General features: G+C 46.4%; 21 protein-coding genes. 13 read left to right on the top strand and 8 right to left on the bottom strand.

What is annotated here, in order from left to right:
* Positions 1-45: 45 nt before the first annotated feature.
* Positions 46-564, bottom strand: a complete 519-nt coding sequence (locus ACO1NU_RS04685) for a YdeI/OmpD-associated family protein (protein WP_448817306.1) — start codon at positions 562-564, stop codon at positions 46-48.
* Positions 565-829: 265 nt separating this feature from the next.
* On the opposite strand from ACO1NU_RS04685, the gene ACO1NU_RS04680 reads away from it, so the two are divergent.
* Positions 830-3,232: a TonB-dependent siderophore receptor gene (locus ACO1NU_RS04680; RefSeq protein WP_448817305.1), complete on the top strand. Its 2,403-nt coding sequence runs from the start codon at positions 830-832 to the stop codon at positions 3,230-3,232.
* Here the strand turns inward: ACO1NU_RS04680 and ACO1NU_RS04675 are convergent.
* The gene (locus ACO1NU_RS04675; RefSeq protein WP_448817304.1) at positions 3,229-4,119 is read right to left on the bottom strand and encodes a glycoside hydrolase family 25 protein; all 891 of its coding nucleotides are present in this window, start codon (positions 4,117-4,119) and stop codon (positions 3,229-3,231) included. The two genes, ACO1NU_RS04680 and ACO1NU_RS04675, sit on opposite strands and share 4 nt — an antisense overlap.
* 278 nt (positions 4,120-4,397) lie before the next feature.
* Here ACO1NU_RS04675 and ACO1NU_RS04670 point away from each other — a divergent pair, with 278 nt between their 5' ends.
* From ACO1NU_RS04670 to ACO1NU_RS04635, 8 genes are all read left to right on the top strand, one after another.
* Positions 4,398-4,844, top strand: coding sequence for a hypothetical protein (locus ACO1NU_RS04670; RefSeq protein ID WP_448817303.1), 447 nt, complete (start codon positions 4,398-4,400; stop codon positions 4,842-4,844).
* Between the two features lie 99 nt (positions 4,845-4,943).
* Positions 4,944-5,561, top strand: a complete 618-nt coding sequence (locus ACO1NU_RS04665) for a hypothetical protein (RefSeq protein ID WP_448817302.1) — start codon at positions 4,944-4,946, stop codon at positions 5,559-5,561.
* Complete coding sequence (locus tag ACO1NU_RS04660) at positions 5,558-5,860, top strand: winged helix-turn-helix domain-containing protein (protein WP_448817301.1); 303 nt, start codon at positions 5,558-5,560, stop codon at positions 5,858-5,860. Before ACO1NU_RS04665 ends, ACO1NU_RS04660 begins: the two co-directional genes overlap by 4 nt.
* Before the next feature lie 51 nt (positions 5,861-5,911).
* Positions 5,912-7,330 (top strand): cell envelope integrity protein CreD, encoded by a 1,419-nt coding sequence (gene creD / locus ACO1NU_RS04655; RefSeq protein WP_448817300.1) that lies wholly within the window; start codon positions 5,912-5,914, stop codon positions 7,328-7,330.
* 48 nt (positions 7,331-7,378) lie between these two features.
* Positions 7,379-7,756, top strand: a complete 378-nt coding sequence (locus tag ACO1NU_RS04650) for a hypothetical protein (protein ID WP_448817299.1) — start codon at positions 7,379-7,381, stop codon at positions 7,754-7,756.
* A 240-nt stretch (positions 7,757-7,996) separates the two neighbouring features.
* Positions 7,997-8,740 (top strand): SGNH/GDSL hydrolase family protein, encoded by a 744-nt coding sequence (locus tag ACO1NU_RS04645; protein WP_448817298.1) that lies wholly within the window; start codon positions 7,997-7,999, stop codon positions 8,738-8,740.
* 91 nt (positions 8,741-8,831) lie between these two features.
* Positions 8,832-9,695, top strand: a complete 864-nt coding sequence (locus tag ACO1NU_RS04640; protein WP_448817297.1) for an OmpA/MotB family protein — start codon at positions 8,832-8,834, stop codon at positions 9,693-9,695.
* Between the two features lie 146 nt (positions 9,696-9,841).
* Complete coding sequence (locus ACO1NU_RS04635; protein ID WP_448817296.1) at positions 9,842-12,277, top strand: sugar-binding domain-containing protein; 2,436 nt, start codon at positions 9,842-9,844, stop codon at positions 12,275-12,277.
* A gap of 52 nt (positions 12,278-12,329) precedes the next feature.
* Here ACO1NU_RS04635 and ACO1NU_RS04630 read toward each other — a convergent pair whose 3' ends face one another.
* Entirely contained in the window at positions 12,330-13,358 is a 1,029-nt protein-coding gene (locus ACO1NU_RS04630; protein WP_448817295.1) for a S66 peptidase family protein, read from the bottom strand.
* A 75-nt stretch (positions 13,359-13,433) separates the two neighbouring features.
* On the opposite strand from ACO1NU_RS04630, the gene ACO1NU_RS04625 reads away from it, so the two are divergent.
* Positions 13,434-14,012, top strand: coding sequence for a GNAT family N-acetyltransferase (locus ACO1NU_RS04625; RefSeq protein ID WP_448817294.1), 579 nt, complete (start codon positions 13,434-13,436; stop codon positions 14,010-14,012).
* Between the two features lie 83 nt (positions 14,013-14,095).
* A complete protein-coding gene (locus ACO1NU_RS04620; RefSeq protein ID WP_448817293.1) occupies positions 14,096-15,550 on the top strand; it encodes an RtcB family protein in 1,455 nt (484 codons plus the stop codon).
* A gap of 4 nt (positions 15,551-15,554) precedes the next feature.
* Here ACO1NU_RS04620 and ACO1NU_RS04615 read toward each other — a convergent pair whose 3' ends face one another.
* Together ACO1NU_RS04615 and ACO1NU_RS04610 are read right to left on the bottom strand one after the other, a co-directional pair.
* Positions 15,555-15,953, bottom strand: a complete 399-nt coding sequence (locus ACO1NU_RS04615) for a GreA/GreB family elongation factor (RefSeq protein ID WP_448817292.1) — start codon at positions 15,951-15,953, stop codon at positions 15,555-15,557.
* 64 nt (positions 15,954-16,017) lie between these two features.
* Positions 16,018-16,215 (bottom strand): hypothetical protein, encoded by a 198-nt coding sequence (locus ACO1NU_RS04610; RefSeq protein WP_448817291.1) that lies wholly within the window; start codon positions 16,213-16,215, stop codon positions 16,018-16,020.
* 342 nt (positions 16,216-16,557) lie between these two features.
* Here ACO1NU_RS04610 and ACO1NU_RS04605 point away from each other — a divergent pair, with 342 nt between their 5' ends.
* On the top strand, positions 16,558-16,869 hold the full coding sequence (locus ACO1NU_RS04605; protein WP_448817290.1) for a hypothetical protein: 312 nt from the start codon (positions 16,558-16,560) through the stop codon (positions 16,867-16,869).
* Here the strand turns inward: ACO1NU_RS04605 and ACO1NU_RS04600 are convergent.
* From ACO1NU_RS04600 to ACO1NU_RS04590, 3 genes are read right to left on the bottom strand one after another with little or no spacing between them, the layout of a single operon-like run.
* Entirely contained in the window at positions 16,866-17,645 is a 780-nt protein-coding gene (locus tag ACO1NU_RS04600) for a sterol desaturase family protein (RefSeq protein WP_448817289.1), read from the bottom strand. The two genes, ACO1NU_RS04605 and ACO1NU_RS04600, sit on opposite strands and share 4 nt — an antisense overlap.
* 56 nt (positions 17,646-17,701) lie before the next feature.
* Complete coding sequence (locus ACO1NU_RS04595) at positions 17,702-18,295, bottom strand: Crp/Fnr family transcriptional regulator (RefSeq protein ID WP_448817288.1); 594 nt, start codon at positions 18,293-18,295, stop codon at positions 17,702-17,704.
* A 5-nt stretch (positions 18,296-18,300) separates the two neighbouring features.
* Complete coding sequence (locus tag ACO1NU_RS04590; RefSeq protein WP_448817287.1) at positions 18,301-19,680, bottom strand: mercuric reductase; 1,380 nt, start codon at positions 19,678-19,680, stop codon at positions 18,301-18,303.
* Between the two features lie 154 nt (positions 19,681-19,834).
* Here ACO1NU_RS04590 and ACO1NU_RS04585 point away from each other — a divergent pair, with 154 nt between their 5' ends.
* A complete protein-coding gene (locus ACO1NU_RS04585; protein ID WP_448817286.1) occupies positions 19,835-22,741 on the top strand; it encodes a glycosyl hydrolase 115 family protein in 2,907 nt (968 codons plus the stop codon).
* The last annotated feature ends 37 nt before the right edge of the window (positions 22,742-22,778 follow it).

Here is a 22,778-nt window from a genome sequence, read left to right as displayed (position 1 = left end):
CTCCACATCCTACAGCTAGAACAACGCCTGACACATCATTTTGTTTTAACTTTTCGGGTTCTCGGGGAGCCTAAACTCACTGGCAGACAGTCTCCTGCCGACAAATGTCCCCCGACCAAGAAGAAAGTCTATTGCTCTGTCTACGTTCCGCTCTAAAGCTTCTTTAGTCTTTAAATTGGTAAGGTACCTGCATATTTCTTTTTTCATCGAGGCAGAGAGCCCCTCATATATTTCGTAAGCTTGTTTATTCGCTTCTAATCTCTCCCTCAATATTTCAGGAAGTTCTATTACTCTACTCTCCGGATCAAACTGAATACTGATGTCCAACTTCTCACCTATACGTTTAGGCGAGTTTTTGAGCATTGTAGTGTTAACATAGAGTCTCCATTGTCCGCTATATTTCACCAGGGTCTGTCTATATGGCTTGTCGTTGATGTCACCGCAGATCGGAATATGGCCTTTGTCCTTCCCGGCTTGCTGAAATATGTAGTCCAGAACAGCTTCCGGCACTAAAACGTAAGGATTAATTCCAATGATCTCCAGTACTGCAGTGAACTTGTTCATAGTTGTATCGCTTTTACTGGACAAGGTGTGAAATACTTTTAAACTGAACAAAAATCCCATAAGTTGACCTACATATCTCCTTTTGAATCAAGTATTTCATCCCAGAGATAATCAATATTCAAGGCGGCTATCAAGCAGAAGAACAACATGAATCAGGCGAATTACATTTGTCACAGTTTTGTCTTATTTAGATCGATACTAAACAATATTGTTACACAAAAGAAATCTTCTGCTATGTTTGGTGTTTAAAATCATTCTAAATAACATGCTAAACACTTACAAAATTTATCTGGCATCATTAGCGCTGATGCTAATCACCTCGCTGGCTTTCGCTCAAAACACCGGTACTATAAAAGGCTTCGTGAGAACCTCAGACGGCGTTCCTGCCGAAGTTGTTGAAATCTCAATAAAGGGCATTACGGGTGCTTTGACGGACAATAATGGTGCCTACACCTTGAGGAATGTGCCAGCAGGTACCCATACCGTTACTGCTAAAATGATCGGACTCGCACCAAGTTCTTCTCAGGTTACGGTTATAGCTCGATCTGTGGTTTCGCTCAACATTTCATTACAAGCTTCTAATCAGCAATTGAAAGAGGTAGTCATAAGCGGCGGTAAGAAAAACAAGTTCTTCGTCGCTGAGAGCGAATTTGTTTCTAAAATGCCACTGAAGAATGTGGAGAACCCTCAAGTTTATTCGGTAATTCCAAAAGAACTGCTGACAGAGCAGTTGGTGACGAATTTGGATGATGCACTTAAAAATGCTCCTGGGATTGATAAACTCTGGTCTTCTACCGGCAGAGCGGGAGATGGAGCCGGATACTTCTCATTGAGGGGATTTGCTGTTCAACCGACGCTGGTCAACGGACTGCCCGGCCTTACCAATGGTAGCCTCGATGTCTCGAATATCGAACGTATAGAGGTGATCAAGGGCCCTTCCGGAACCCTGTTTGGGAGCAGCCTGATCTCCTACGGTGGACTGATCAATACAGTAACAAAGCAACCTTTCATGCAAACTTTGGCGGAAGTGAACTATGTGGCGGGAAGCTATGGACTGAACCGCATATCTGCTGATGTAAACACGCCTTTGGATGCAGAAAAGAAGGTCTTGTTCAGAATGAATGCAGCTTATCATGACGAGAACAGCTTTCAGGACGCGGGATTTAGAAAATCACTTTTCTTTGCTCCTTCTCTGAGCTATCAGGTCTCAGATCGACTATCATTTCTATTAAATGCGCAATTCCTTAGCTCAGAAGGAACTAATCCCACGATGCTCTTCTTCAGCAGAAGCGCTGCTTTGAGATCGGAGTCTCCCGAAGAGCTTGGCTATAATAATCGCAGATCATATACAAGCAACAGCCTGACTATGAAAAACCCTGTCACCAGTATTCAGGCGCAAATGGAATACAAACTATCTGAACAGTGGAAGTCACAGACGCTTATCTCCCGGGGTACTGCAAGATCCGCAGGCTATTATACCTACTTGTATGAAGGGATTGAGTCTCTGAACGGAACTGCTAAACGAGGCAGCGGAATCTTCACCCGGTATATCACAGACCAAAACTCCACTACAGAGACGACAGACATTCAGCAAAACTTCACAGGCGACTTCAACGTAGGAAATATCCGTAACCGGATCGTAGCAGGCCTCGACTATTTTAATAACACTTCTATAAACAATAGTTCCAACTATGCAGCTATGGGACAGGTTAATCCATTGGTAGATAGTCCGGAAAACCTTACCTCGCAAAGGGCAGATACAGCAATCGCAGCCGCCGGCTACGGTGGAAGCACGAGAACTACACAGCAGGTATACAGTGCCTATATCTCCGATGTCATCAACATCACACCTAAACTTTCCGCCATGGCAAGCTTACGCATCGATCATTTTAGAAATGGCGGGTTGAGCATGACGGATGCTGATAAGTATTCACAAACGGCCTTATCGCCAAAGTTTGGACTGGTATATCAGGTTCTGCAGGATAAGCTTTCTATTTTTGGAAACTATATGAATGGCTTTAAGAATGAAGCTCCCAGAAATCAGGAGGTTAATGGAACGAACGTAGTCACCAGCTTTGAACCTGAGCATGCTAATCAGTTTGAGGGAGGTATAAAGGCCGATCTGTTTCGTGGGAAGCTCTCCGGATCGCTCAGCTACTACGATATCAAAGTCTCGAATATCATCCTGAGTACAGGTATGAACCAGTACACGCAGGGAGGAAATCAGTATAGCCGCGGCCTCGAAGCTCAGGTTATTGCCAACCCAGCGCCGGGCTTCAATTTAATCGCCGGCTACTCAAAAAACAAAAGTAAGTTGACCAATGCTGATGCAAACGTAGAAGGCAGGAGACCTGTAAGTGCAGGACCGGAAGATATGGTGAACTTGTGGGCCAGCTACAAAATACAGCAGGGCACCGCAAAAGGTCTTGGCTTTGGAATTGGCGGAACTCACAGCGGCAAAAACAGCATTGTGAATGATGCTACTGTTGGTGTGTTCACTTTACCTGTCTATACCATTCTGAATGCGTCATTATCTTATGGAAGCGGTCCATTTTCTTTCGGTTTCAAGGTGGACAATCTGACAAATAAGGAATACTATAGAGGCTGGACAACCCTGGAACCGATGAAGCCACGTACTGCGTCGGGAAGCGTTACTTACCGCTTCTAGTTCGCTTTGATCAGGAGTTTTCTGAACGAAGAGCTATCGCCGTTGAAAACATTAAAGTCGACAGCGTGATTGATCCCATTGACCCTACCTCTATCAGAATGCTGCCAAAAGTGCCAGGATCCTGCTGTTCGGATCTTAAGCTTTTCCTGATGATAATGAGCAATCCATAATAGGTGATCATCGAAATATCCCTGAAGGTAATCGTGGTAAAAGCTCAGTCCAGAGTAGATAATAGGCTTAGTCTTTGTTTTGGCCTCAATATGATCTACAAATGCGCTGAGCTCCTTACGCATTACCTCAGGGGTTTTTCCGTCAAGCGTCTCTACATCTACTATTAAAGGCAGGTCTCCCTGCTCTACCGTTGCAGTTTGGAGGAAAAAACGAGCCTGCTGTTTTCCACTCTTCTTTGGTCTGAAATAATGATACGCTCCACATACTAATCCGGTTTTCGCGGCTTCGCGCCAGTTCCTTTTAAAATACGGGTCAATTGTCAGGACTCCTTCTGTTGCTTTTATAAAAGCAAAGCTGATCGAAACATCCTCGTCTTTCATCTCCCGTACTTTGTGCCAGTCGATCTGTCCCTGTGCGTAAGACACGTCAATTCCATGAATAGCATAGCTTTTCGGGATCTTAATTCCAAATTCCGAATAAGAACGATAGTGAGGATTTTCACCGATGTCTTTTATCCACTGCCAGGTTGAGGTAAACGTTTTCAATACATAGCCGTAGTAGAATGGTGATAACAGAACCAGAATAATCGCTGCAACAATGAACTTTGAAAAATTCGACCAGCGGCCGCTATTCTTCTTCCTTGTCTTAGTTTTGGAACTCCGTCTCCCCTTTTGTACAGGACGCTTACGCTGTGATGTGTTTGTTTTCGCTGACACTTCTGCAAATGTAAAAAAGATGAACTAATCTATTTGCGAGATCATGCTTCTATCGTAAAATCAAACAGGAAAGGGCTTTTATGCGTTTGTCTAAAATGAAATTTAAGCATCTACAGGCATTCTTTATTGTGCCGTTTTTCATTTCGTGCCAATCTGGGACACAAGGATCAAAAAGTTCAGCTGCAGATAGTACACGCAGTACGCAAGTGAGTTCACCGGACAGTTCTATTCTGGTTATACCAGGCAAATCAATCGGCACCATATCTATAAAACAGGATATGCAGCTCGTTTCTCAGGCTTTGGGCAAGCCCGATGCCGGAGATGCTGCAATGGGAAAAGCCTGGGGTATCTGGTACGACACCGATTCATCTGATCAGCAAAGAACCGAGATCGCCATCTACTCTTCCTATAAAGACAGCTCGATGATGGCTCATGATGTCAAGCAGATTCGGACCACTGCTAAGCGGTTTAAAACAGAAGCCGGATTAGGCGTCGGTAGCACATACGCGGATTTCAAGAATGCCTATCCGGATTTAGCATTAGTGGCGCAATACTCAAACCAGTCCTCCAAGGATACAATCAAGGTCTACGACTCCAAACAGAAGGGAATTTCGGTAGAGTTCATCGAAAACACAAGCACTGCTATCACAGTTCATGAGACTGGCAAAGCGACAAATGATACCTACTTCACATATCATCCAGACCTGAAAAAGATTGTTCCGTAAAGAATCTATAAGATTGCTGCATGCGTCTGAGCTCTTTTGCTTCAGAAGCTATTGCATATGTCGATTATAATATTTTACTTTGAACAACAAAGTACTTTAATGAAAGAAGATAGCATCTATTCAGAACTTTCCTCCATAAGGTCACTCATGGAGCGATCATCCAAGTTCATTTCTTTGAGTGGACTCTCGGGCGTTATGGCTGGTGTGTATGCCCTTGTTGGAGCATTTTCTGCGCAAAGGCTTGTACAGTCTCACAGCAATGGACTGGCAGATAGTGGCTATCGGTACGAGGGTGTCATTATCACGCAGCTTTTTTTCATTGCCATTGCTGTTCTTGTTCTTTCAATTACCACCTGTATCATTCTCACACGACGGCAATCGATAAAGAAAGGTGAGCCATTCTGGCACCCGGGAAGTAAGAGGCTATTAACCAACCTTTCCCTTCCGCTTCTTACAGGAGGTATCTTCATCATCATATTACTTTTGCGGGGAGAATACACCTTGATTATTCCTTCCACACTTATTTTCTACGGCTTAGCACTGGTATCCGGGAGTCAGTATACTTTTTCAGACGTAAAATGGTTGGGACTATTTGAAATTCTTCTGGGACTGGTTTCTGCTCTGTTCCCGCAGTTCTCATTTATCTCCTGGATCCTCGGTTTCGGAATACTCCATATTTTATATGGTTTTATTATGCACTTCAAATACAAGCAGTGAAGATATCTCTTGAACAATTTGACAAAGCCTTTGAAAACAGGCTACGGCTTCAGATCATGAGTGTACTGGTAGCGAATGAAAGTTATGACTTCAATTCGCTAAAGGAGCTTTTAGCTGCTACCGATGGCAACCTGGCTTCTCACCTGAAGGCTCTTGAGAAAGAAGAATATATCATCGTCTCGAAGAGTTTCATTGGGCGCAAGCCAAATACGCAATACCGAGTCTCAGAACCAGGTCGTCGGGCTTTTAGTAAACATCTTGAAGCGCTTGAAAACTTAATCAAACAACAGAAAATATAATTTTTTTATCTATTTACTCTGAATTGCAAAGTACTTTATAAATCTAAAATCATGGAAACTAATCCCCACAAACCAACAACGCTCGTCTCCTGGATCGGTGATTCCGTTCTGTTTAAGGTAGCAACTATCGGGTTCTTAACACTCTTGCTTCTCATTCCCTCCGAATGGATTCAAAGCCTCATCAGAGAAAGACAATCCCGTCAGGAAGAAGTAGTTGAAGAAATATCCGATAAATGGTCAGCAAGCCAGCTTCTTCAAGGCCCTGTAATGATTCTCCCCTACCGCACAACAGAAAAACTCACCGATGCATCGGGAAAAGTTTCTAATCAACAAGTCATCACCAACGTGTATATTTTGCCCGAGCGACTGAACATCGACTCGGAAGTAAAGCCTGAAAAACGACATCGGGGTATATTCGATGCGGTAGTCTATAACGCAGAAATAAATGTTTCAGGCGACTTCAGTCCGCTTGAACTGGCGAAATCGGGAATCCATCCTGATCGGATCATCTGGGAAAAGGCAAAAGTTGTCATCGGTCTTAGTGACCTGAAAGGATTGAAGAACAATCCCACTATCCAACTTGCAGATGATTTATACTCCGTCGAACCTGATTTCTCTAATCTGGAGTTGTTCAGCAATAACCTGGTCGTTCTACCCGACCTGAGCAAGGACAAGAGAACATCCCTGCCTTTTAAATTCCGGCTCGATCTGCGCGGAAGTACGGAACTGAATTTTATGCCTCTTGGAAAAACAAGTGAAGTGAAAGTCAGAGGCGTTTGGACAAATCCTAGTTTCACAGGCAGATACCTACCCGACAATTCAAATTTAGGTAAGAAAGAATTTAGCGCCCTATGGAAAATCCCCTATTTCAACCGCCCCTACCCTCAGCAGTGGATTGCTGACAACACAAATCTGAATGCACCATTGAACCCAAGCGGAACGCCTGCTCCTGCTACTGATGTATCGGCCGAAAAGAAGGTTAACGAGGCCTTTTTTGGTGTTAAGTTTCTCCTACCAATAGACCAGTATCAGAAGACGATGCGATCAGCCAAATATTCATTCCTCATCATCCTACTGACCTTTGTTTCCCTATTCTTTACCGAAATTCTGAACAAGAAACCGGTCCACATCCTGCAGTATATACTCGTAGGAGCCGCTATGACAATCTACTACACTCTTCTTCTCGCCTTTAGCGAACAAATTGGCTTCAACAAAGCGTATCTGATAGCATCTGTATCTACTGTAGGCCTGATCAGCACTTTCATATCCATGCTTCTGCGCAGACTCAATGCTGCGTTGATCTTTGGCAGCATTCTCTCTGTTTTCTACATTTTCATCTTCGTAATCATACAATTACAAGACCTCGCACTTATCTTCGGAAGCATTGGCCTCTTTGTCACTGTAGCGATCATGATGTACCTTTCTGCAAAAATGGATTGGAGCCGAAGGTCGAATAGTGAACCTGAGTGATAAAACCGAAGCAAACGTTGGAAAGATGTCAGGTAAAAATTCAAAAATATGCCGGCACCTTTCCTACGTACACAAAGTTTTTTGAGCGGTATGGAAAGTCGCGGATCTCTGCATCTTCAAAGCATGAAAATGTCGCTATATTTGGCGGTACAGATCGCCCTCTTGTGGTATCCGGTTGAGGGATACTCTCAAACCAATGGTAACACCCGACAGAAGCCTGCTCAGTCGGGTGTTACCATGCCGGATACAATCCGTGTTCAGAGCTATCTACAATCGCCACCTCGGGCTAGCAAAAGCCCGGGCTTGACTTTCAAAATGCCGATCCTCCGAGATAAAAGTAACTCAAAGATCCTTGTAGTTAAATGGGATTCTAGTTCGCAACATTACTACAAGATGCCGATAAAGAAAGCAGATATCGTAGAATAGAGCTAACGATAGAATCAATTCTGCTTCGTTAGTTACACTGCCCCAGTAGCATGTAAATCACTACGAATATAGCGATGGTTGACAGACAGCCACCACCCAGTTTCTTTGCGCCATAACCGGCAATCAGCGTTTTGAAGAATCCATTCATATCTTTTGGTTTTTTGCTAGATTAACATCAAAGACGCTTCAAAGTTTGTCCGCTGGTATATGAACAGCTAAATTAGAGTAAAGAACAAGCATATGAAGCGCGTAAACCGAAGGTATTTCCTCAAAGCCTCCGCCTTGATTGGAACATCATCTTTTCTCGGGTCTAAAGCCCTGGCGACGGCGCGCAGAAGCAGTTCTGCTGCCGTCCTCCCCAGCAGAATTCTCTTTCAGGGTGATTCCATAACCGATGGAGGACGAAGCAGAAACCATGACTGGAACCATGTTATGGGTCACGGATATGCCTTCATCATAGCGGGCCGGCTCGGCTTCGAACAGCCCGCAATCGACTATCAGTTCTTTAACCGGGGTGTTAGTGGAAACACTGTTCCTGACCTCGCCGCACGATGGAAAGAGGACACGATCGATCTCGCTCCCGATATCTTGAGCATTCTGATCGGTGTAAACGATGCCAATGCAGAAATAGATGGACGATCAGATTTCAGCGCCAGTTCATATGCTAGTCGATATCGCAAGCTCATTACAGAAACGAAATCTCAACTCCCCAAGTTGAAGCTGATAATAGGCGAACCCTTTATCCTTCCTGTAGGGAGAGTGAAAGAAAGCTGGAGCAAATGGTACGATTGCATTTCTGCACGGCAAGAAGCCGCAAAAGACCTGGCAGCTGAATTCAATGCTGTTTACATCCCTTATCAAAGCCACTTCAACGCAGCTCTACAAAAGGCCCCGGCAGATCATTGGATCTGGGACGGCATTCATCCTATGCCTGCTGGTCACGAACTAATGGCACGACAGTGGATTGAGACAGCAAACTTATGAACTGACTTACAACACATTACACCAAAGCACTAAACATTTGAGTTTCAAAAGCAGTTAAGTGGGTATTGTTAAACTTAAAAAGGTAAAGTATATGAAAACCCGATTATCCATTATAGCTGCAATAGCGATATCCGCCGTGCTGCAGGGATGTGTAAGCAACAAAAAGTATAGCACTTTACAAAGCCGTTACGATAAACTGGAGAGTGATACCCGCGAAGTGCGGCAGAAATACCTCCTTACTGAAAGGAATCTGGCGGTCTCCGGCAACCGGGTAAAAAGCCTGGAGGAACAACTTTCAGCCGAAAGAGCCAATCTGAAGTCGCTGCAGGAAGCACTCAACAAATGCCTGAACTCAAGTAACCAGGGCAATGTAAATATTTCCAAGCTGGTAGACGAGATCAACAGTTCGAATAAATACATCCAGCAATTGGTAAACACCAAGAACAAGAGCGACTCACTGAACCTTGTGCTCACCAACAATCTGACCAGATCACTCAATCAGCAGGAGATGAAAGATGTTAACGTGCAGGTATTAAAGGGTGTTGTCTACATCTCTTTGTCTGACAACATGCTCTACAATTCCGGAAGTTACGAGATCTCCAGCAGAGCAGGTGAAACACTTAGTAAGATCGCCAAGATCATTAAAGATTATAACAACTATGATGTTCTGATTGAAGGTAACACCGATAACGTACCAATTTCTCAATCAAACATCCGTAACAACTGGGATCTAAGTGCATTAAGAGCTTCTTCCGTAGTTCAGGCTTTACAGAAAAACTATGGAGTAGATCCCAAGCGTCTCACCGCTGGTGGCCGTGGGGAATATAATCCTATCGCCGACAATAACACCAATGAAGGTAAAGCAAAAAACAGACGTACGCAGATTATCATCACTCCTAAACTGGATCAGTTTATGGACCTGATCGGTAAAGCCCCTGATCAGCAATCTGAATAATTAAAAACATTCCACCCGATACCTTATACAAATGTGCCAGAAGCAGTCGTTTCTGGCACATTTCCCCCCTATTTTTACGATATACCCCCCTCCGGGATGAAGGTTTTCCGAGATATTTGTGTCATACTCTATAACCAATTAAATCAATGAAATTCCTTTGTCTATTAGCCCTTTCATTCTTTTATTGCTGTATCGCCACAGCTCAGGTGTCCTTCGGAAAGCCTGAAAAGATTGTTTCAGACTGGAAGTTTAGTCTCCAGGAATCGCCAGACGCGGCAAAGCCCGGCTTTGATGACAGCAAATGGCAATCAGTAAACCTCCCCCACGACTGGTCAGTGAAAGCACAATTAAGCCCGACGCTTGCCAGTGCTACAGGCTACCTCCCCGGCGGCATTGGCTGGTATAGAAAATCCCTCTCTGTGCCCGCTTCCATGAAAGGCCAGAAAGTCTACCTGTACTTTGAAGGAGTCTACAATCGCAGCGAGGTATTCGTCAACGGTCAGTCTGTTGGCAAAAGACCGAACGGATATATCTCTTTCATGTATGACATCACGCCCTACATCACCTATGGAAAAGAAAACGCGATTGCTGTAAAGGTTGACCACAGTCAATCGGCAGACTCACGTTGGTACACCGGATCCGGGATTTATCGCGACGCCTGGATTGTCTATTCCAACCCGACACACATTGCCCAATGGGGTGTATTTGCCTATCCCGTAGTCAACAAACAGCAGTCATCATTAAATATCGAAGTGGAGATAGACAATGATGCTAACCAGACAGCAGCCCTTACCATCGCTAATGAGTTATTCTCGCCCGAGGGAAAATCGGTATCTAAAGGAAGCAAAACCCTGAAAGTGACCGCTAAAGGCAAAGGAAAAGTTAATCAGATCCTTAAAGTAAGCAATCCGGCATTGTGGAGTATCACCAATCCTCACCTCTATACGCTGAAAACTACAGTAAGTAAAAACGGAAAAGTTATTGATCAAAGCACCACAAAAACGGGCTTCCGCACTTTCACCTTCGATCCGGATAAAGGATTTGCGCTGAATAATGAATGGATGAAAATGAAGGGCGTATGCCTGCACCACGATGCCGGGGTATTAGGCTCAGCAGTACCCCGCGAAGTTTGGAGACGACGACTGCAAACTCTTAAAGATCTTGGTTGCAACGCCATCCGTACCAGCCACAATCCGCAGGCACCTGAACTGTATGAACTTTGTGATGAAATGGGGCTCCTGGTTATGAATGAAGCTTTCGACGAGTGGAAGTTCCCAAAACGGAAATGGCTGGAAGGATGGAATGTCGGCACCCCGGGCTACCAGGGTACATTTGATTTCTTCGAAGAGTGGGGCGAAAAAGATCTGGCTGATATGGTAAAGCGCGACAGGAATCACCTCTCCGTGTTTGCCTGGAGCATCGGCAACGAGGTTGACTATCCAAATGACCCGTACTCCCACCCTATTCTCGCAGGTACAAAAGCCAGCGGCTTTACTCAGGCCATGTACGGTGGCTTCAAGAAGGACGCTCCTGATGCTAATGAACTGGGAGTGATTGCTAAACGCCTCGTCGCAGTTGTTAAACAATACGACCGGTCGCGTCCCGTCACAGCGGGCCTTGCTGGCGTTGCAATGTCTAACGAAACGGAATATCCGGGTGCTCTGGATATTGCCGGATACAACTACACCGAAAACCGCTATGATTCTGACCACAAAAAATATCCTAAGCGTGTGATCTATGGAAGTGAAAACAGACATGATTATCAAGCCTGGAAAGCGGTCAAAGATAATCAGCATATCTTCGGTCAGTTCCTGTGGACGGGGATCGATTACCTTGGCGAGTCAGGCGCATGGCCTTCAAGAGGGTTTTATTCCGGATTGCTTGACTTCGGTGGCTTCATCAAACCGAGAGGTATTTTCCGTCAGTCTCTTTGGTCTGATAAGCCAATGGTCTACGCAGGTACTTATCCGGTTCCAACAAGCAAAAGACGTGGAAATGATGAACCATCAATGGATGCCTGGCCAATATGGAATTACCAGGATGGCCAAAAAATCAGGGTGGTTTGCTATACCAACGGCAAAAGCGCCAAACTTCTGCTAAACGGAAAGACTGTAGGCGAACAGAAATCCTTCGATGACAAATACGGAATTATCTCCTGGGACATACCGTATACAGCAGGAACGCTGGAAGCGGTTTCCTTGGGAGCGAACAATGAAGAACTTGCACGCTACACCATCAGCTCCTCCAAACAACCTTATGCATTAAGCATCAAGGCCGGAGAAAAATCCATTAGCAGAGACCGCGGATTAGCGCAGATCTATGTACAGGTGGTTGATGAAGATGGCATCCCTGTCATGTTATCCGATAACGAAATAACTTGTGAAATCGAAGGTCCTGCTACCCTACTAGGGCTGGAAGCAAGTAACAACCAGGACATGTCTGATTATACCGACAACGTTCATCGCGTTTACCACGGAAAGATCCTCAGCTATATTCAGGCTACTGGAAAAAGCGGACAGGTAAAAGTTCGTTTCTCCTCTCCTTGGTTAAAGACCGTTGCAACGACGATAGATGTAAAGTAAGGTCGATTAACAAAAATAAACGGGGACACCTGCCCATAGCCGGTGTCCCCATTTATATAGATACCAGTCCAGATCCATCTACCCGCACTTCCAACCGGTGTTTCGTCCCGCATCTGAGTGCAAAATTGTTAACCTGGTGCCCCACAGGGAAGTCAAAACAAATGGGATAATTATACTCCTCAACTTTCTCCATAACGATCTCGTAGATCGATTTACCAAAACCACTTCCAGCTCCTTCCGCTTTAAGTTTGAAGCCCCCTACCACCAGGCCTGCAAGGTTTGCCAGTTTCCCAGTGCGCTTAAGGTTCCAGAACATGCGGTCAAGGCTGTAGAGTTCTTCCCCGGTATCCTCCAGAAACAAGATCTTTCCGTAGGTATTCAGGTCTGATGCTGTACCTGCAAGCGTCTCAATGATGCTCAAATTTCCACCAACCAGTACGCCCTCCGCTGTCCCTAATCTGTTCGATAGCGCGCGTGCTGCACTGTATTGCATCTTCGTTCCCATCAAGGCATCGCGAATCGAGAGAATCGTAGATATCTGTATAGGTGTTGCCGTCTGCCAGTTTGAAGGGAAGCTGTTGCACATCTTTGAATGTATGGTAGCAACGCCCAGATTGTTGTGGATATGTCCATGGAGTACAGTTACATCACTAAAGCCAATCAGCCACTTAGGTACTTTCTTAAAATGGCTGAAGTCGAGCTCATCTACAATTCTCACCAAACCGTATCCGCCCCTCGCACACATAATCGCTTTAACCTCATCATCATCCAGCATGCGCTGAAGATCATCCCGCCTCTCTGCATCCGTTCCCCCATATGTATGGTCTCTTCTTCCTACGCTGTCGCCGATTTTTACCTGGAATCCCCAACTTTCCATAAGCGCTACAGAGGGAGCAACCTCTTCGCGGCTTATGTATCCCGCCGGACTCGTAATACCGATGAGATCACCTTCTTTCAGATATCCGGGAACTTTGATGCGGTGCTTCTTTCTGACTGCAGCACCCGACTCAGCCCATACGGGCGCAGCGATGCTCAGGGCACCTGCAGTGAAAAGGGAGGAAATAAATTTTTTTCGATTCATGGTAATTAGGAGAACAAGTAACAATAATATTGAAAAATACGCTCAACTTTACTCCAACTTTATTATTATACCTGCATGATTAGGAAAGCCAGACCTTCAGACGCATTTGCAATCGCTCCCCTCATGATGCAGGCCATGGAAGAAGTCATACAACATTTAACCGGATCTGCTGACGCATATTCAGAACTACCACTCCTGCAGCGCTTCATCAGCCTGCCTGATAATCAATACTCTTATCAAAACACAATCGTCTTCGAGAGCAGAGATGGCGTCGTCGGCTCTCTGACGGCCTATGATGGTGCGAAACTACATGCCTTAAGGCAGCCTGTTCTTGATTACCTAAGCTTCGGCGGCATCCAGCCCCCCCAAATAAACGACGAAACAGAGCCCGGCGAGTTCTATATCGACACCATCAGCGTAGCACCGAAACAACAGGGAACCAGCATTGGCACACAGCTTCTGCAGGCGGGTATCGAATGGGGATTAACTTTGGGCCTTCCGGCTATTGGCTTACTTGTGAACCCGGACAAGCCGAAAGCCAAAAGCTTCTATGAGCATCAGGGGTTTAGGATTGACGGAATACGCCCGTTCATGGACATTGACTACATCCACATGACCTTTAGAGCGGATCATCAACACGATACATCAAACTGATCAAACTCCGGGCTGTTTTATACTTGAAAAACAATTTCAAGGAATCAGAGAACCACTGAAACACTTAACCAAATAGTAATAAGATGAGCAAAGTCAAGATCAGCAATAACGAACTTAAAGCTCTCGGCATAGAGGATACAAAGCTACTGGCCGACTTTAGCCGTGTAGCTAACAAGCAACTGAAGCAGAACACAATGAGCAAGCTTCAGATAATCAACAAACTGGAGAAGCTGATCTCAGAGCCCCGAACATTCATCACTGCCGAAAATGACAAATGGAGTGACCTCGCAGAACAGGTTTTAACCATGCGTAGCCAGGGTTTGTTCAATCAGCCTGCTAACCAGGAAATCCCTCTCAAGGCTGATCAGAGTAACTTTCCCATCTTCGGAGCTGAACATATCGAAAAGGGGGCGCTTGATCAGATGAAGACTGCTATGCAGCTGCCTGTAAGCGTCGTAGGCGCTCTCATGCCCGATGCGCACCAGGGCTACGGCCTTCCCATCGGAGGCGTACTGGCAACCACCCGCAACACGATCATCCCCTTTGCCGTGGGCGTAGATATTGCCTGCAGAATGTGCCTCAGCATCTTCGATATGCCATCAGACATGGTAGACGATGAAAAAGATATGCTGAAGAGCATGCTTCTGAAGCATACTGTCTTCGGCATGGGCGGCACCACAAAGACTCATTTCGATACATCTCTTTTCGACAAAAACACCTGGAAAGCAACCAAAGTCATCCGCGACCTGAGAGACAAAGCTTACGCGCAACTTGGCACCTCCGGCACTGGGAACCATTTCGTTGAATGGGGCGAGCTCCAGGTCCTCACCGGCTCTGAATTCGATCTGCCTCCCGGTAATTACCTGGCCCTTCTCTCCCATTCCGGATCCCGCGGCTTCGGCGGAAATATCGCCAATTACTATTCTAAAGTGGCGATGGATAAGACCCGACTGCCTGCTCAGGCCAAACATCTCGCCTGGCTTGATCTTAACGATGAAGCGGGACAGGAATACTGGATAGCTATGAACCTCGCCGGCGAATATGCCAGTGCCAACCATCACGAAATACATAACAAAATAGCGAAGGCAATGAACCGGCAGCCCTTGCTACGGATTGAAAATCACCATAATTTTGCCTGGGAAGAAACACTTGATGACGGAACCCCTGTGATGGTACACCGTAAAGGAGCAACACCTGCGGGCGCAGGTGTGCTGGGTATTATCCCCGGAAGCATGAGTACGCCCGGCTTCCTGGTTCGTGGTAAAGGTGTTGCGGCCGCCATAAACTCTGCTTCCCATGGAGCAGGACGACTGATGAGTCGAAATGCTGCGTTCAGGACACTTGACCGGGCGCTGATTGCTGAAGAACTTCGAAACAAACGCATTACTTTAATCGGCAGCGACATGGATGAAGCTCCTATGGCTTATAAGGATATACACGCCGTCATGAGTGCACAAAGCGATCTCGTGGAGATCATCGCAAAGTTCCAACCCCGGATCGTACGTATGGCCGCACCTAAAGAACGGCCTGAAGATTAGCGTGCTAATTCAAAGGGGCAACATCGATGATCTTATATCTTCTTACACCATCAGCCATCTCCCACTGAACCTCTGATCCTGCAGCATATCCCAACATGGCTACCGAGATCGGTGATAAGATAGACATGGTTTCATGCTTTCTCCTCGCCCTGGCCGGTGCAACAAGCTTATAGGTGTGTTCTTCACCGTTTTCCAGATCTTTTACTGTTACGCGGGTATCTACAGTTACTACTTCAGCCGGAAGGTCTTTTCTTAAAACCTGAATCGCATTTTTCAGCTCCCGCTCCAGCTTTTCCTCGTTAAACTTGCTCAGTTTCCTCCTCCGGATCTGCTCTTTCAAAAGGTCATAAATTCCTGTAGACAGAACTATTCTGTCTACAGCAGGATTTGTTGTAGTTGTCATATATGAATGTTTAATGTGAATTAAAAAGATTGCTCGCTAAAGAGCATAGCGAGGCACCTGCACCTTACGATTGGTACAGCTGCTTGGGTCTGAAAAGACTATTGATCTGCTTATTTGACCGGCGATACTTGTACCAGCCTTTCATGCCTGCCGACAGAAAGATCAGCAGCATGATCCATAAAGGTTTTACAATAAAAATAGCCAGCAACAGTATAGCAAGGTCTGTAGCCAGCGAGAGGCATATAATAAACCGCGAAAGCATAATGAATGAAGATTAGATGTTTGAATCTGTTAAGAACTGTTCATCCCCAAACCTGCTGAAGGTTGGGGCTTACTTAATGAAGTCCTTACTACTCTTCAAAAACGAATCTCCAAGACGATACTGGATAGAGAGAAAACGACAGAACACGGCTGTAGCAGTCTGCAACTGTCTTGCAGATTGTTCATTACTTGTCTTATTTAGCCACTTGCTCGCGTCCATTTCATACAAACATAGGCAACCTTTCCTGATAAAGCTAGCATGGACTGTAACATTCCCGAAAGATGCGGAAACGAAGCCTCTGGCATGATTTTAGGAGTTGGTGTAGCTATAATATAAACGATCATGAAAAGCAGAATACTTTCGACCATAGCCGCCTCCCTGACGATAGCTCTAGCGGTAAGCGCCTCAGGGAACGACATCAAAGCCCCATTTAGCGATCATTCATTGAACCAGGACTCCATCGGCAGAAAAAAAACCGATGCAGATAGTCTTCCGATCCCGGCTCCGGGGAGAAGCGAAGGCAAAGTAGATTCCACGCCCTTCCGGGAAGACACGCCCCGACCGGTTGACCCCACGCCTAGCCCCAGACCGGAAGATCCTCCCGTAACACAACCGGTAAAACCAGCAAAGAAAGACAGAACAGCCAAAGATTAATTGTCCCGGATCCAGTCGAACCGCTGCTTTTGTACCCGATCATACTCCCGGACATAGTCCGGGTGCTCCGTACCCATCATCCGGTCCCAGAATCTGAAATAGAGTCCGTAGTTCCCTCTAAACTTACTATGATGAAGATTGTGGTGAGTAGACGTGTTTATTACCTGAAACAGCCAGGTTTTCCGGAACCCGCGGGGCATAATTTCATATCCAAGGTGACCGTACACGTTGATAACAAACCCGGAAAAAACGAAGAGCGCTATTGCAAGCGGATGCATCGGCAGAATCATAGCCAGAACGATTATTATCGCGCCTTCAGCAAAAGCCTCAATAAAGTGGAAAGAATATGATGCCCATGGCGATGGGTTGACCGACTTATGATGCACCACATGCGCGTGACGGAAGATCCGCGGATGGTGCATAAGCCGGTGCATCCAGTAAAAGTAAGTATCATGAATGACGAGACTCAACGCAACACTCAGAGCTAAATACCCGGCTCCGAAAGAACTGATTTCCTCATAAACAAGCGTGTACTCTCTCAGGCTGGTAAAAAGCACAACAAACGCTACCGCCGACATAATCGCGGTACTCTGCATAGAATGCACAATCTCCCGCCAGAAATCTTTTCTGCTCGCCTGCCGAGCCTGGATCTTCGCCCTGCTGAACTTTCGGTGAAGTACTTTATAGAATAAGACAAACGCAATCCCTGCTACCAGGAAGTAACGGATTGCCGAAACAGTGAATATCTGAACAAAAATCTCTAAGAAACGATCCATAAGCTTGTGTTTAACACAAAATTATGACTGCATTTCCTGATGCCGATTAACAAAAGTTAATTAACGGTTCCGCCTTCTGAAATTCTTTTCCTGATCCTGCTGAGGGATACCGGGGTGATTCCGAGCCAGGTAGCCAGATGCTTGTCATGACAGCGCTGAACGATATCGCCTTTTTCTTTTATCAACTTAAGGTATCGCTCTTCCGGCGTCATCAGCACAAAGGATTCCACGCGTTCCATTGCCTCGGCCAGCATACTGATCAGGAAAAAATCCTTCGCCTTTGCAAAACGGGGATGAGCGTTCAGGTAATCCATGAACTCATCATAGTTTGCTTCCAGAACTACGGTATCCTCCAGCGCCTGATAGGTGAACCTGGACGCCTGCTTGAAAAATATACTGTCATAAGAGCTAAAGAACTGGTCTTCCCATCTTAATAACATGGTAATTTCATCACCATTATCCTTCAGATAGATCGTCCTCATCAAACCCGTCTTGATATAAGCGAGCTTTCTTGTCATTGAGCCTTCCTGAATATACACGTCACCCTCGCGAAGCACTCTTTCGCGCGTAAGGTTCAATAGTCCCATCAGTTCAGTCAGGTCAAGTTCAAACAGGTCCAGGTAGTACTTTATTGTATTTTCGTCAAGCATAGTTATTATTCCAGCTCCATAAAAAGGTTATTTAAAGATTCAGAATACAGCGGGTGGGCAAACATCATATTCCTGATTGCCTGATGGTCCATTTTACCGATCATAGCCATCTGCAGCACCGACATCACCTCACCTCCTTCTTCGCCGAGGATCGCCGCCCCCAGGATCTGACCCGAATCTGCATCCACCACCGCCTTCATGAGTCCGCGTTCGTCTCCGGTTTCAATTGCCCTTGCAACACGCGACATAGGTATACAAGCTACCCGGATATTCAATCCTTTCTGTCGCGCCTCTTTCTCCGTCATGCCCACGCGCCCCAGTTGAGGATCCGTGAACATGCAATACGGCAGCAGCCGGTCCGCTATCGTCTCTCGCTTCCCCTCCAGGAGATTCTGCAGCAAGATTAAATGGTCATTATAGGCCACATGCGTAAACTCCGGTCCCCCTTTTACATCTCCTATCGCGAAGATCCCTTTAACAGACGTTTCCAGGTAGTCGTTCACTTGTATATATCCGTCCTCGTTGGTTTCTATACCTGCTGATTCCAGATTCAGATCAGCGCTGTTCGGTACCCGGCCAGTGGCCACAAGCAAATGGCTGCAGCTTAGCTGCTGTTCCTTGCCTTCCACGTCAAAGCGCAGCAGCAACTCCCCGTTTTGCTTTTCTACTTTCTTGCTATGGGCCTGGCAAAATACGCGGATCCCCTCTTCCTCCAGTATCCGTTTTATTTCAGTACTCACATCACTATCCTCGTGGTCAAGGAGCTGATCCCCCGTGGTCAGAATAGTCACCTCAGAACCAAAACGCCTGTACATCTGTCCAAACTCCAGGGCGATATATCCGCCGCCAATGATCAGAAGATGTCGGGGAATTTCCCGGAGCTCCATCAAGGTTGTGGATGTCAGATAGCCACTATCTTCGATGCCTTCGATGTGCGGAATACGTTGACTCGTGCCTGTGCTGATGATGATCCGGTCTGACTTCATCTGCAAGGAGTCTCCATCGTTCAGGTTGACCTCCAGGACATCTGCACTCCTGAAATAGGCTTTTCCCCAGACAAGGTTTAGATTTTCCGTCGCTTCAAGTCCTTCCTGTGCCCCGTTGCGAAAGAGGTCAACGATGTCTTTTTTACGTTGAATGATCGCATCGATATTGATTTTCCTAAGATCTGCTTCTATTCCCCATTCTGCTGCCCTCCCGATCGTATGGATCGCCTTGGCCGAGGCGATCATCGTTTTGGTGGGTGTACATCCTACGTTGACACAAGTCCCCCCGGCATGTTCTTTCTCAATGAGCGCAGTTTTCCACCCTGCTTTCGCCAGCTTCTTTGCCAAAGGTGTGCCGCCTTGTCCCGAGCCAATAATGATCGCGTCGTATGTCTCCATAAGCAATGAGTTAAACAGAGTTTGACCACTCTGCTCCTATAAAAGCATGCGGTTCCTTTAATGTTTGAAATTTAGTCGTTACAAGTTCTTAAGCTGTACACTTTCTGCTGAATAAATCTTAAACTTGCCAGTAACAAACCACCAATTGTTACTTATGCCTGTATCATCCACTTCGCTTATCAAACTTTTACCTGTCCTTGCTTTTCTGACCCTGGTTTCGTTCCAATCTGCTTACGCCCAACCCTTCGCCCTATTTTCAAAAGGAACGAAAGCATCCATTGTGTATGACGGTAAAGGCCCTGCTCTCGACTCCATCGCGGCCTACTTGCTTCAGAAGGATATCAGTATGGTGTGCGGCACTTCTCCACTGGTGCTCAGCAACATCTCTCAGGCCAAAGGAGACGTGATCGTAATTGGAAATATAAATGGTCTTCTCGTTCGAAGCCTCCTTCCCGGACGCTCTGCATGGAAAGACAGCCTTTCGGGAAAATGGGAACGCTACGGATACAAGTGCCTTGATAAGCCACTAAAGAATATTGACAGAGCATTCATTATCGCGGGTAGTGATACCCGGGGTACAGCCTATGGTGTATTCAGCCTGTCCGAACGCATCGGTGTATCCCCATGGAACTGGTGGGCAGACGTTCCGGTGAAACGAAAAGCGGAGATCATGCTGGAAGCGGAAGACTACACATCATCCAGCCCATCCGTCAAATACCGGGGAATATTCCTGAATGATGAAGACTGGGGCCTTCAACCCTGGGCAGCGAAAACCTTCGAACCTGAGACAGGCGATATCGGTCCACGCACCTATGCGAAGATATTCGAGCTACTTTTAAGGCTCAAAGCCAACCTGATCTGGCCTGCCATGCATCCCAGCACCAAAGCATTTTACCACTACCCAGGGAACAAGACAGTTGCCCGGGAATACGCCATGCTGGTAGGCTCATCACACGCCGAACCAATGCTCAGGAACAACGTCGACGAGTGGACTAAAGAAATGGGCCCGTTCAACTATATCACCAACAAAAAGACGGTACACCGCTACTGGGAAGAGCGCGTTAAAGAAAGTGCTAAGCACGATGCCGTATACTCCCTCGGAATGCGTGGGGTACATGACAGCGGAATGGAAGGCATTAAAAGTACAAAGGAAGCGGCTCCCCTCCTGGAAAACATCATAAAAGACCAGCGCGCTTTATTAACAAAGTACATCAGCAAGGATCTCAGGAAAGTTCCCCAGGCATTTACAGCGTATAAAGAGGTGCTCGAGATCTATGATCATGGCTTAAAGCTCCCGGAAGATGTCGTTCTGGTATGGCCTGACGATAACTACGGATACATTCACCGCCTGAACAATGACTCAGAGAAACGCCGTCCCGGAGGATCCGGCGTGTACTACCACGCATCCTATTGGGGAAGGCCTCATGATTATCTATGGTTAAGCACCACCCACCCTGCACTGATCCGGGAAGAGATGATGAAGGCCTACGAAAATAAGTCAGACCGCCTTTGGGTGTTGAACGTTGGCGACCTGAAGCCACAGGAGTATTCCATTCAGATCTTCCTGGACATGGCCTATAACGCTGAGCCTTTCAAACAAAGCGACTATGCAGGCAAACACCACCGTCAATGGATGGAAGAGATCTTCGGCACGGATCAGGCACAAGCCATATCGGGCCTGATGTGGAAGTATTACGATCTCGCCTTCGAGCGCAAACCTGAATTCATGGGCTGGAGTCGAACCGAGCCGACCACCCAGACAGACTATACAAAATACAACCACTGCTTTTATGGAGACGAGGCTCAAAGGCGCATCGAAAGCTATTCAGCGCTTGAAGCGGAAGCCAACGCACTCCGGAAAAAAGTAGATGCACCGCTGGCAGATGCATTCTACCAGCTCGTGTACTATCCTGTCGTGGGAGCCTCACAAATGAATAAAAAGTTCCTCTTCCGAGACAAGAGCTTTCTTTACGCCAGACAAAACAGATTGAGTGCCTATACATGGGCGTCGAAGTCAGCAGAAGCCTACGAGAATATCGTCCGGGAAACTAACTTCTATAACACACAGCTTAGCGGAGGAAAATGGAAACACATGATGTCCATGGAGCCCAGGAATCTCCCTGTTTACCTTAAACCGGATTTACCTGTCATCTCCATAGATAGCTCGGAGATATGGGGCTTAGCGACCGAAGGACCGCGCATTGCTGATACCATCCGGCCGGCGCAGAAGCACTCCCTCCCTTCTTTCAGCAAGCTGAGCAAAACGAAGTACTTCATCGATCTCTATCTCAGCTCCAGACAAGAAATAAACTGGAAAGCAGAATCTTACCCAGCATGGATCAGGCTTTCACAATCCTCCGGAACGCTCAAACCCGAAGGAAACCTGGAAGAAGTGCGCCTGTGGGTAGATGTCGATTGGTCGCGTATCACTGAAACATCTGCGGAGGGCGAGATTGTATTTAATGCCGCGGGTAAGACCTTGAAAGTCGCCGTAAAAGCGCAAGACCAATCTCCGGATCTACCAGCAAATTACGCAGGATTCATCGGGGATAAGGGCTACATCTCCATGCCTGCAAAAAAATATTCTCGCCGGACAAGCGTGAATGGAGCCAACTGGCAAACTATTCAGGCGCCGGGACCGGCTGCCACCGCCCTCATAGCAATGCCCCTCACCCGGACCGATATCCGGAAGGAAAACCTGAAAGCCACCTCCCCTGCTTTAGAGTATGACTTCTTTATCTTCAGCGATGCAGCACCGGTAGTAAAGATCCATACCTTGCCAGCCCATCCATTGAACAACGAATTTCGCATGCGCTATGCAGTATCTGTCGATAATGGACCGATCCAAATCCTGGATCACACCACTACCGGAAGAAGTGAAGAATGGAAGGAAAATGTACTAAGAAACAGTGCCATCAAGACTTTCAAAGTTCAGCCACTCACGAAAGGCTCGCATACACTGAAGATCTATATGGTGGATCCGGCTGTCGTGATTCAGCAAATCACCATTGATCTCGGCGGACTTGAGCCTTCCTACGGATGGATTCCTGAAACACGCTAGAACAGAATCGAATAAGGGTTGTTTTTCATAATAAAAT

It is taken from the genome of Arcticibacter sp., from assembly GCF_053551015.1.
The sequence above is the reverse complement of the archived record's forward strand: the minus strand, read 5'-3'. Positions and strand labels throughout refer to the sequence as shown.

What these genes read in the sequence shown, in the direction of transcription:
- creD (WP_448817300.1), top strand. Translation starts at nt 5,912, where the DNA reads ATGGAAACTAATCCCCACAAACCAACAACGCTCGTCTCCTGGATCGGT.
- ACO1NU_RS04615 (WP_448817292.1), bottom strand. Translation starts at nt 15,953, where the DNA reads ATGACAACTACAACAAATCCTGCTGTAGACAGAATAGTTCTGTCTACA.
- ACO1NU_RS04630 (WP_448817295.1), bottom strand. Translation starts at nt 13,358, where the DNA reads ATGAATCGAAAAAAATTTATTTCCTCCCTTTTCACTGCAGGTGCCCTG.
- ACO1NU_RS04625 (WP_448817294.1), top strand. Translation starts at nt 13,434, where the DNA reads ATGATTAGGAAAGCCAGACCTTCAGACGCATTTGCAATCGCTCCCCTC.
- ACO1NU_RS04605 (WP_448817290.1), top strand. Translation starts at nt 16,558, where the DNA reads ATGAAAAGCAGAATACTTTCGACCATAGCCGCCTCCCTGACGATAGCT.
- ACO1NU_RS04610 (WP_448817291.1), bottom strand. Translation starts at nt 16,215, where the DNA reads ATGCTTTCGCGGTTTATTATATGCCTCTCGCTGGCTACAGACCTTGCT.
- ACO1NU_RS04600 (WP_448817289.1), bottom strand. Translation starts at nt 17,645, where the DNA reads ATGGATCGTTTCTTAGAGATTTTTGTTCAGATATTCACTGTTTCGGCA.
- ACO1NU_RS04645 (WP_448817298.1), top strand. Translation starts at nt 7,997, where the DNA reads ATGAAGCGCGTAAACCGAAGGTATTTCCTCAAAGCCTCCGCCTTGATT.
- ACO1NU_RS04635 (WP_448817296.1), top strand. Translation starts at nt 9,842, where the DNA reads ATGAAATTCCTTTGTCTATTAGCCCTTTCATTCTTTTATTGCTGTATC.
- ACO1NU_RS04620 (WP_448817293.1), top strand. Translation starts at nt 14,096, where the DNA reads ATGAGCAAAGTCAAGATCAGCAATAACGAACTTAAAGCTCTCGGCATA.
- ACO1NU_RS04585 (WP_448817286.1), top strand. Translation starts at nt 19,835, where the DNA reads ATGCCTGTATCATCCACTTCGCTTATCAAACTTTTACCTGTCCTTGCT.
- ACO1NU_RS04665 (WP_448817302.1), top strand. Translation starts at nt 4,944, where the DNA reads ATGAAAGAAGATAGCATCTATTCAGAACTTTCCTCCATAAGGTCACTC.
- ACO1NU_RS04670 (WP_448817303.1), top strand. Translation starts at nt 4,398, where the DNA reads ATGCAGCTCGTTTCTCAGGCTTTGGGCAAGCCCGATGCCGGAGATGCT.
- ACO1NU_RS04685 (WP_448817306.1), bottom strand. Translation starts at nt 564, where the DNA reads ATGAACAAGTTCACTGCAGTACTGGAGATCATTGGAATTAATCCTTAC.
- ACO1NU_RS04680 (WP_448817305.1), top strand. Translation starts at nt 830, where the DNA reads ATGCTAAACACTTACAAAATTTATCTGGCATCATTAGCGCTGATGCTA.
- ACO1NU_RS04640 (WP_448817297.1), top strand. Translation starts at nt 8,832, where the DNA reads ATGAAAACCCGATTATCCATTATAGCTGCAATAGCGATATCCGCCGTG.
- ACO1NU_RS04650 (WP_448817299.1), top strand. Translation starts at nt 7,379, where the DNA reads ATGCCGGCACCTTTCCTACGTACACAAAGTTTTTTGAGCGGTATGGAA.
- ACO1NU_RS04595 (WP_448817288.1), bottom strand. Translation starts at nt 18,295, where the DNA reads ATGCTTGACGAAAATACAATAAAGTACTACCTGGACCTGTTTGAACTT.
- ACO1NU_RS04590 (WP_448817287.1), bottom strand. Translation starts at nt 19,680, where the DNA reads ATGGAGACATACGACGCGATCATTATTGGCTCGGGACAAGGCGGCACA.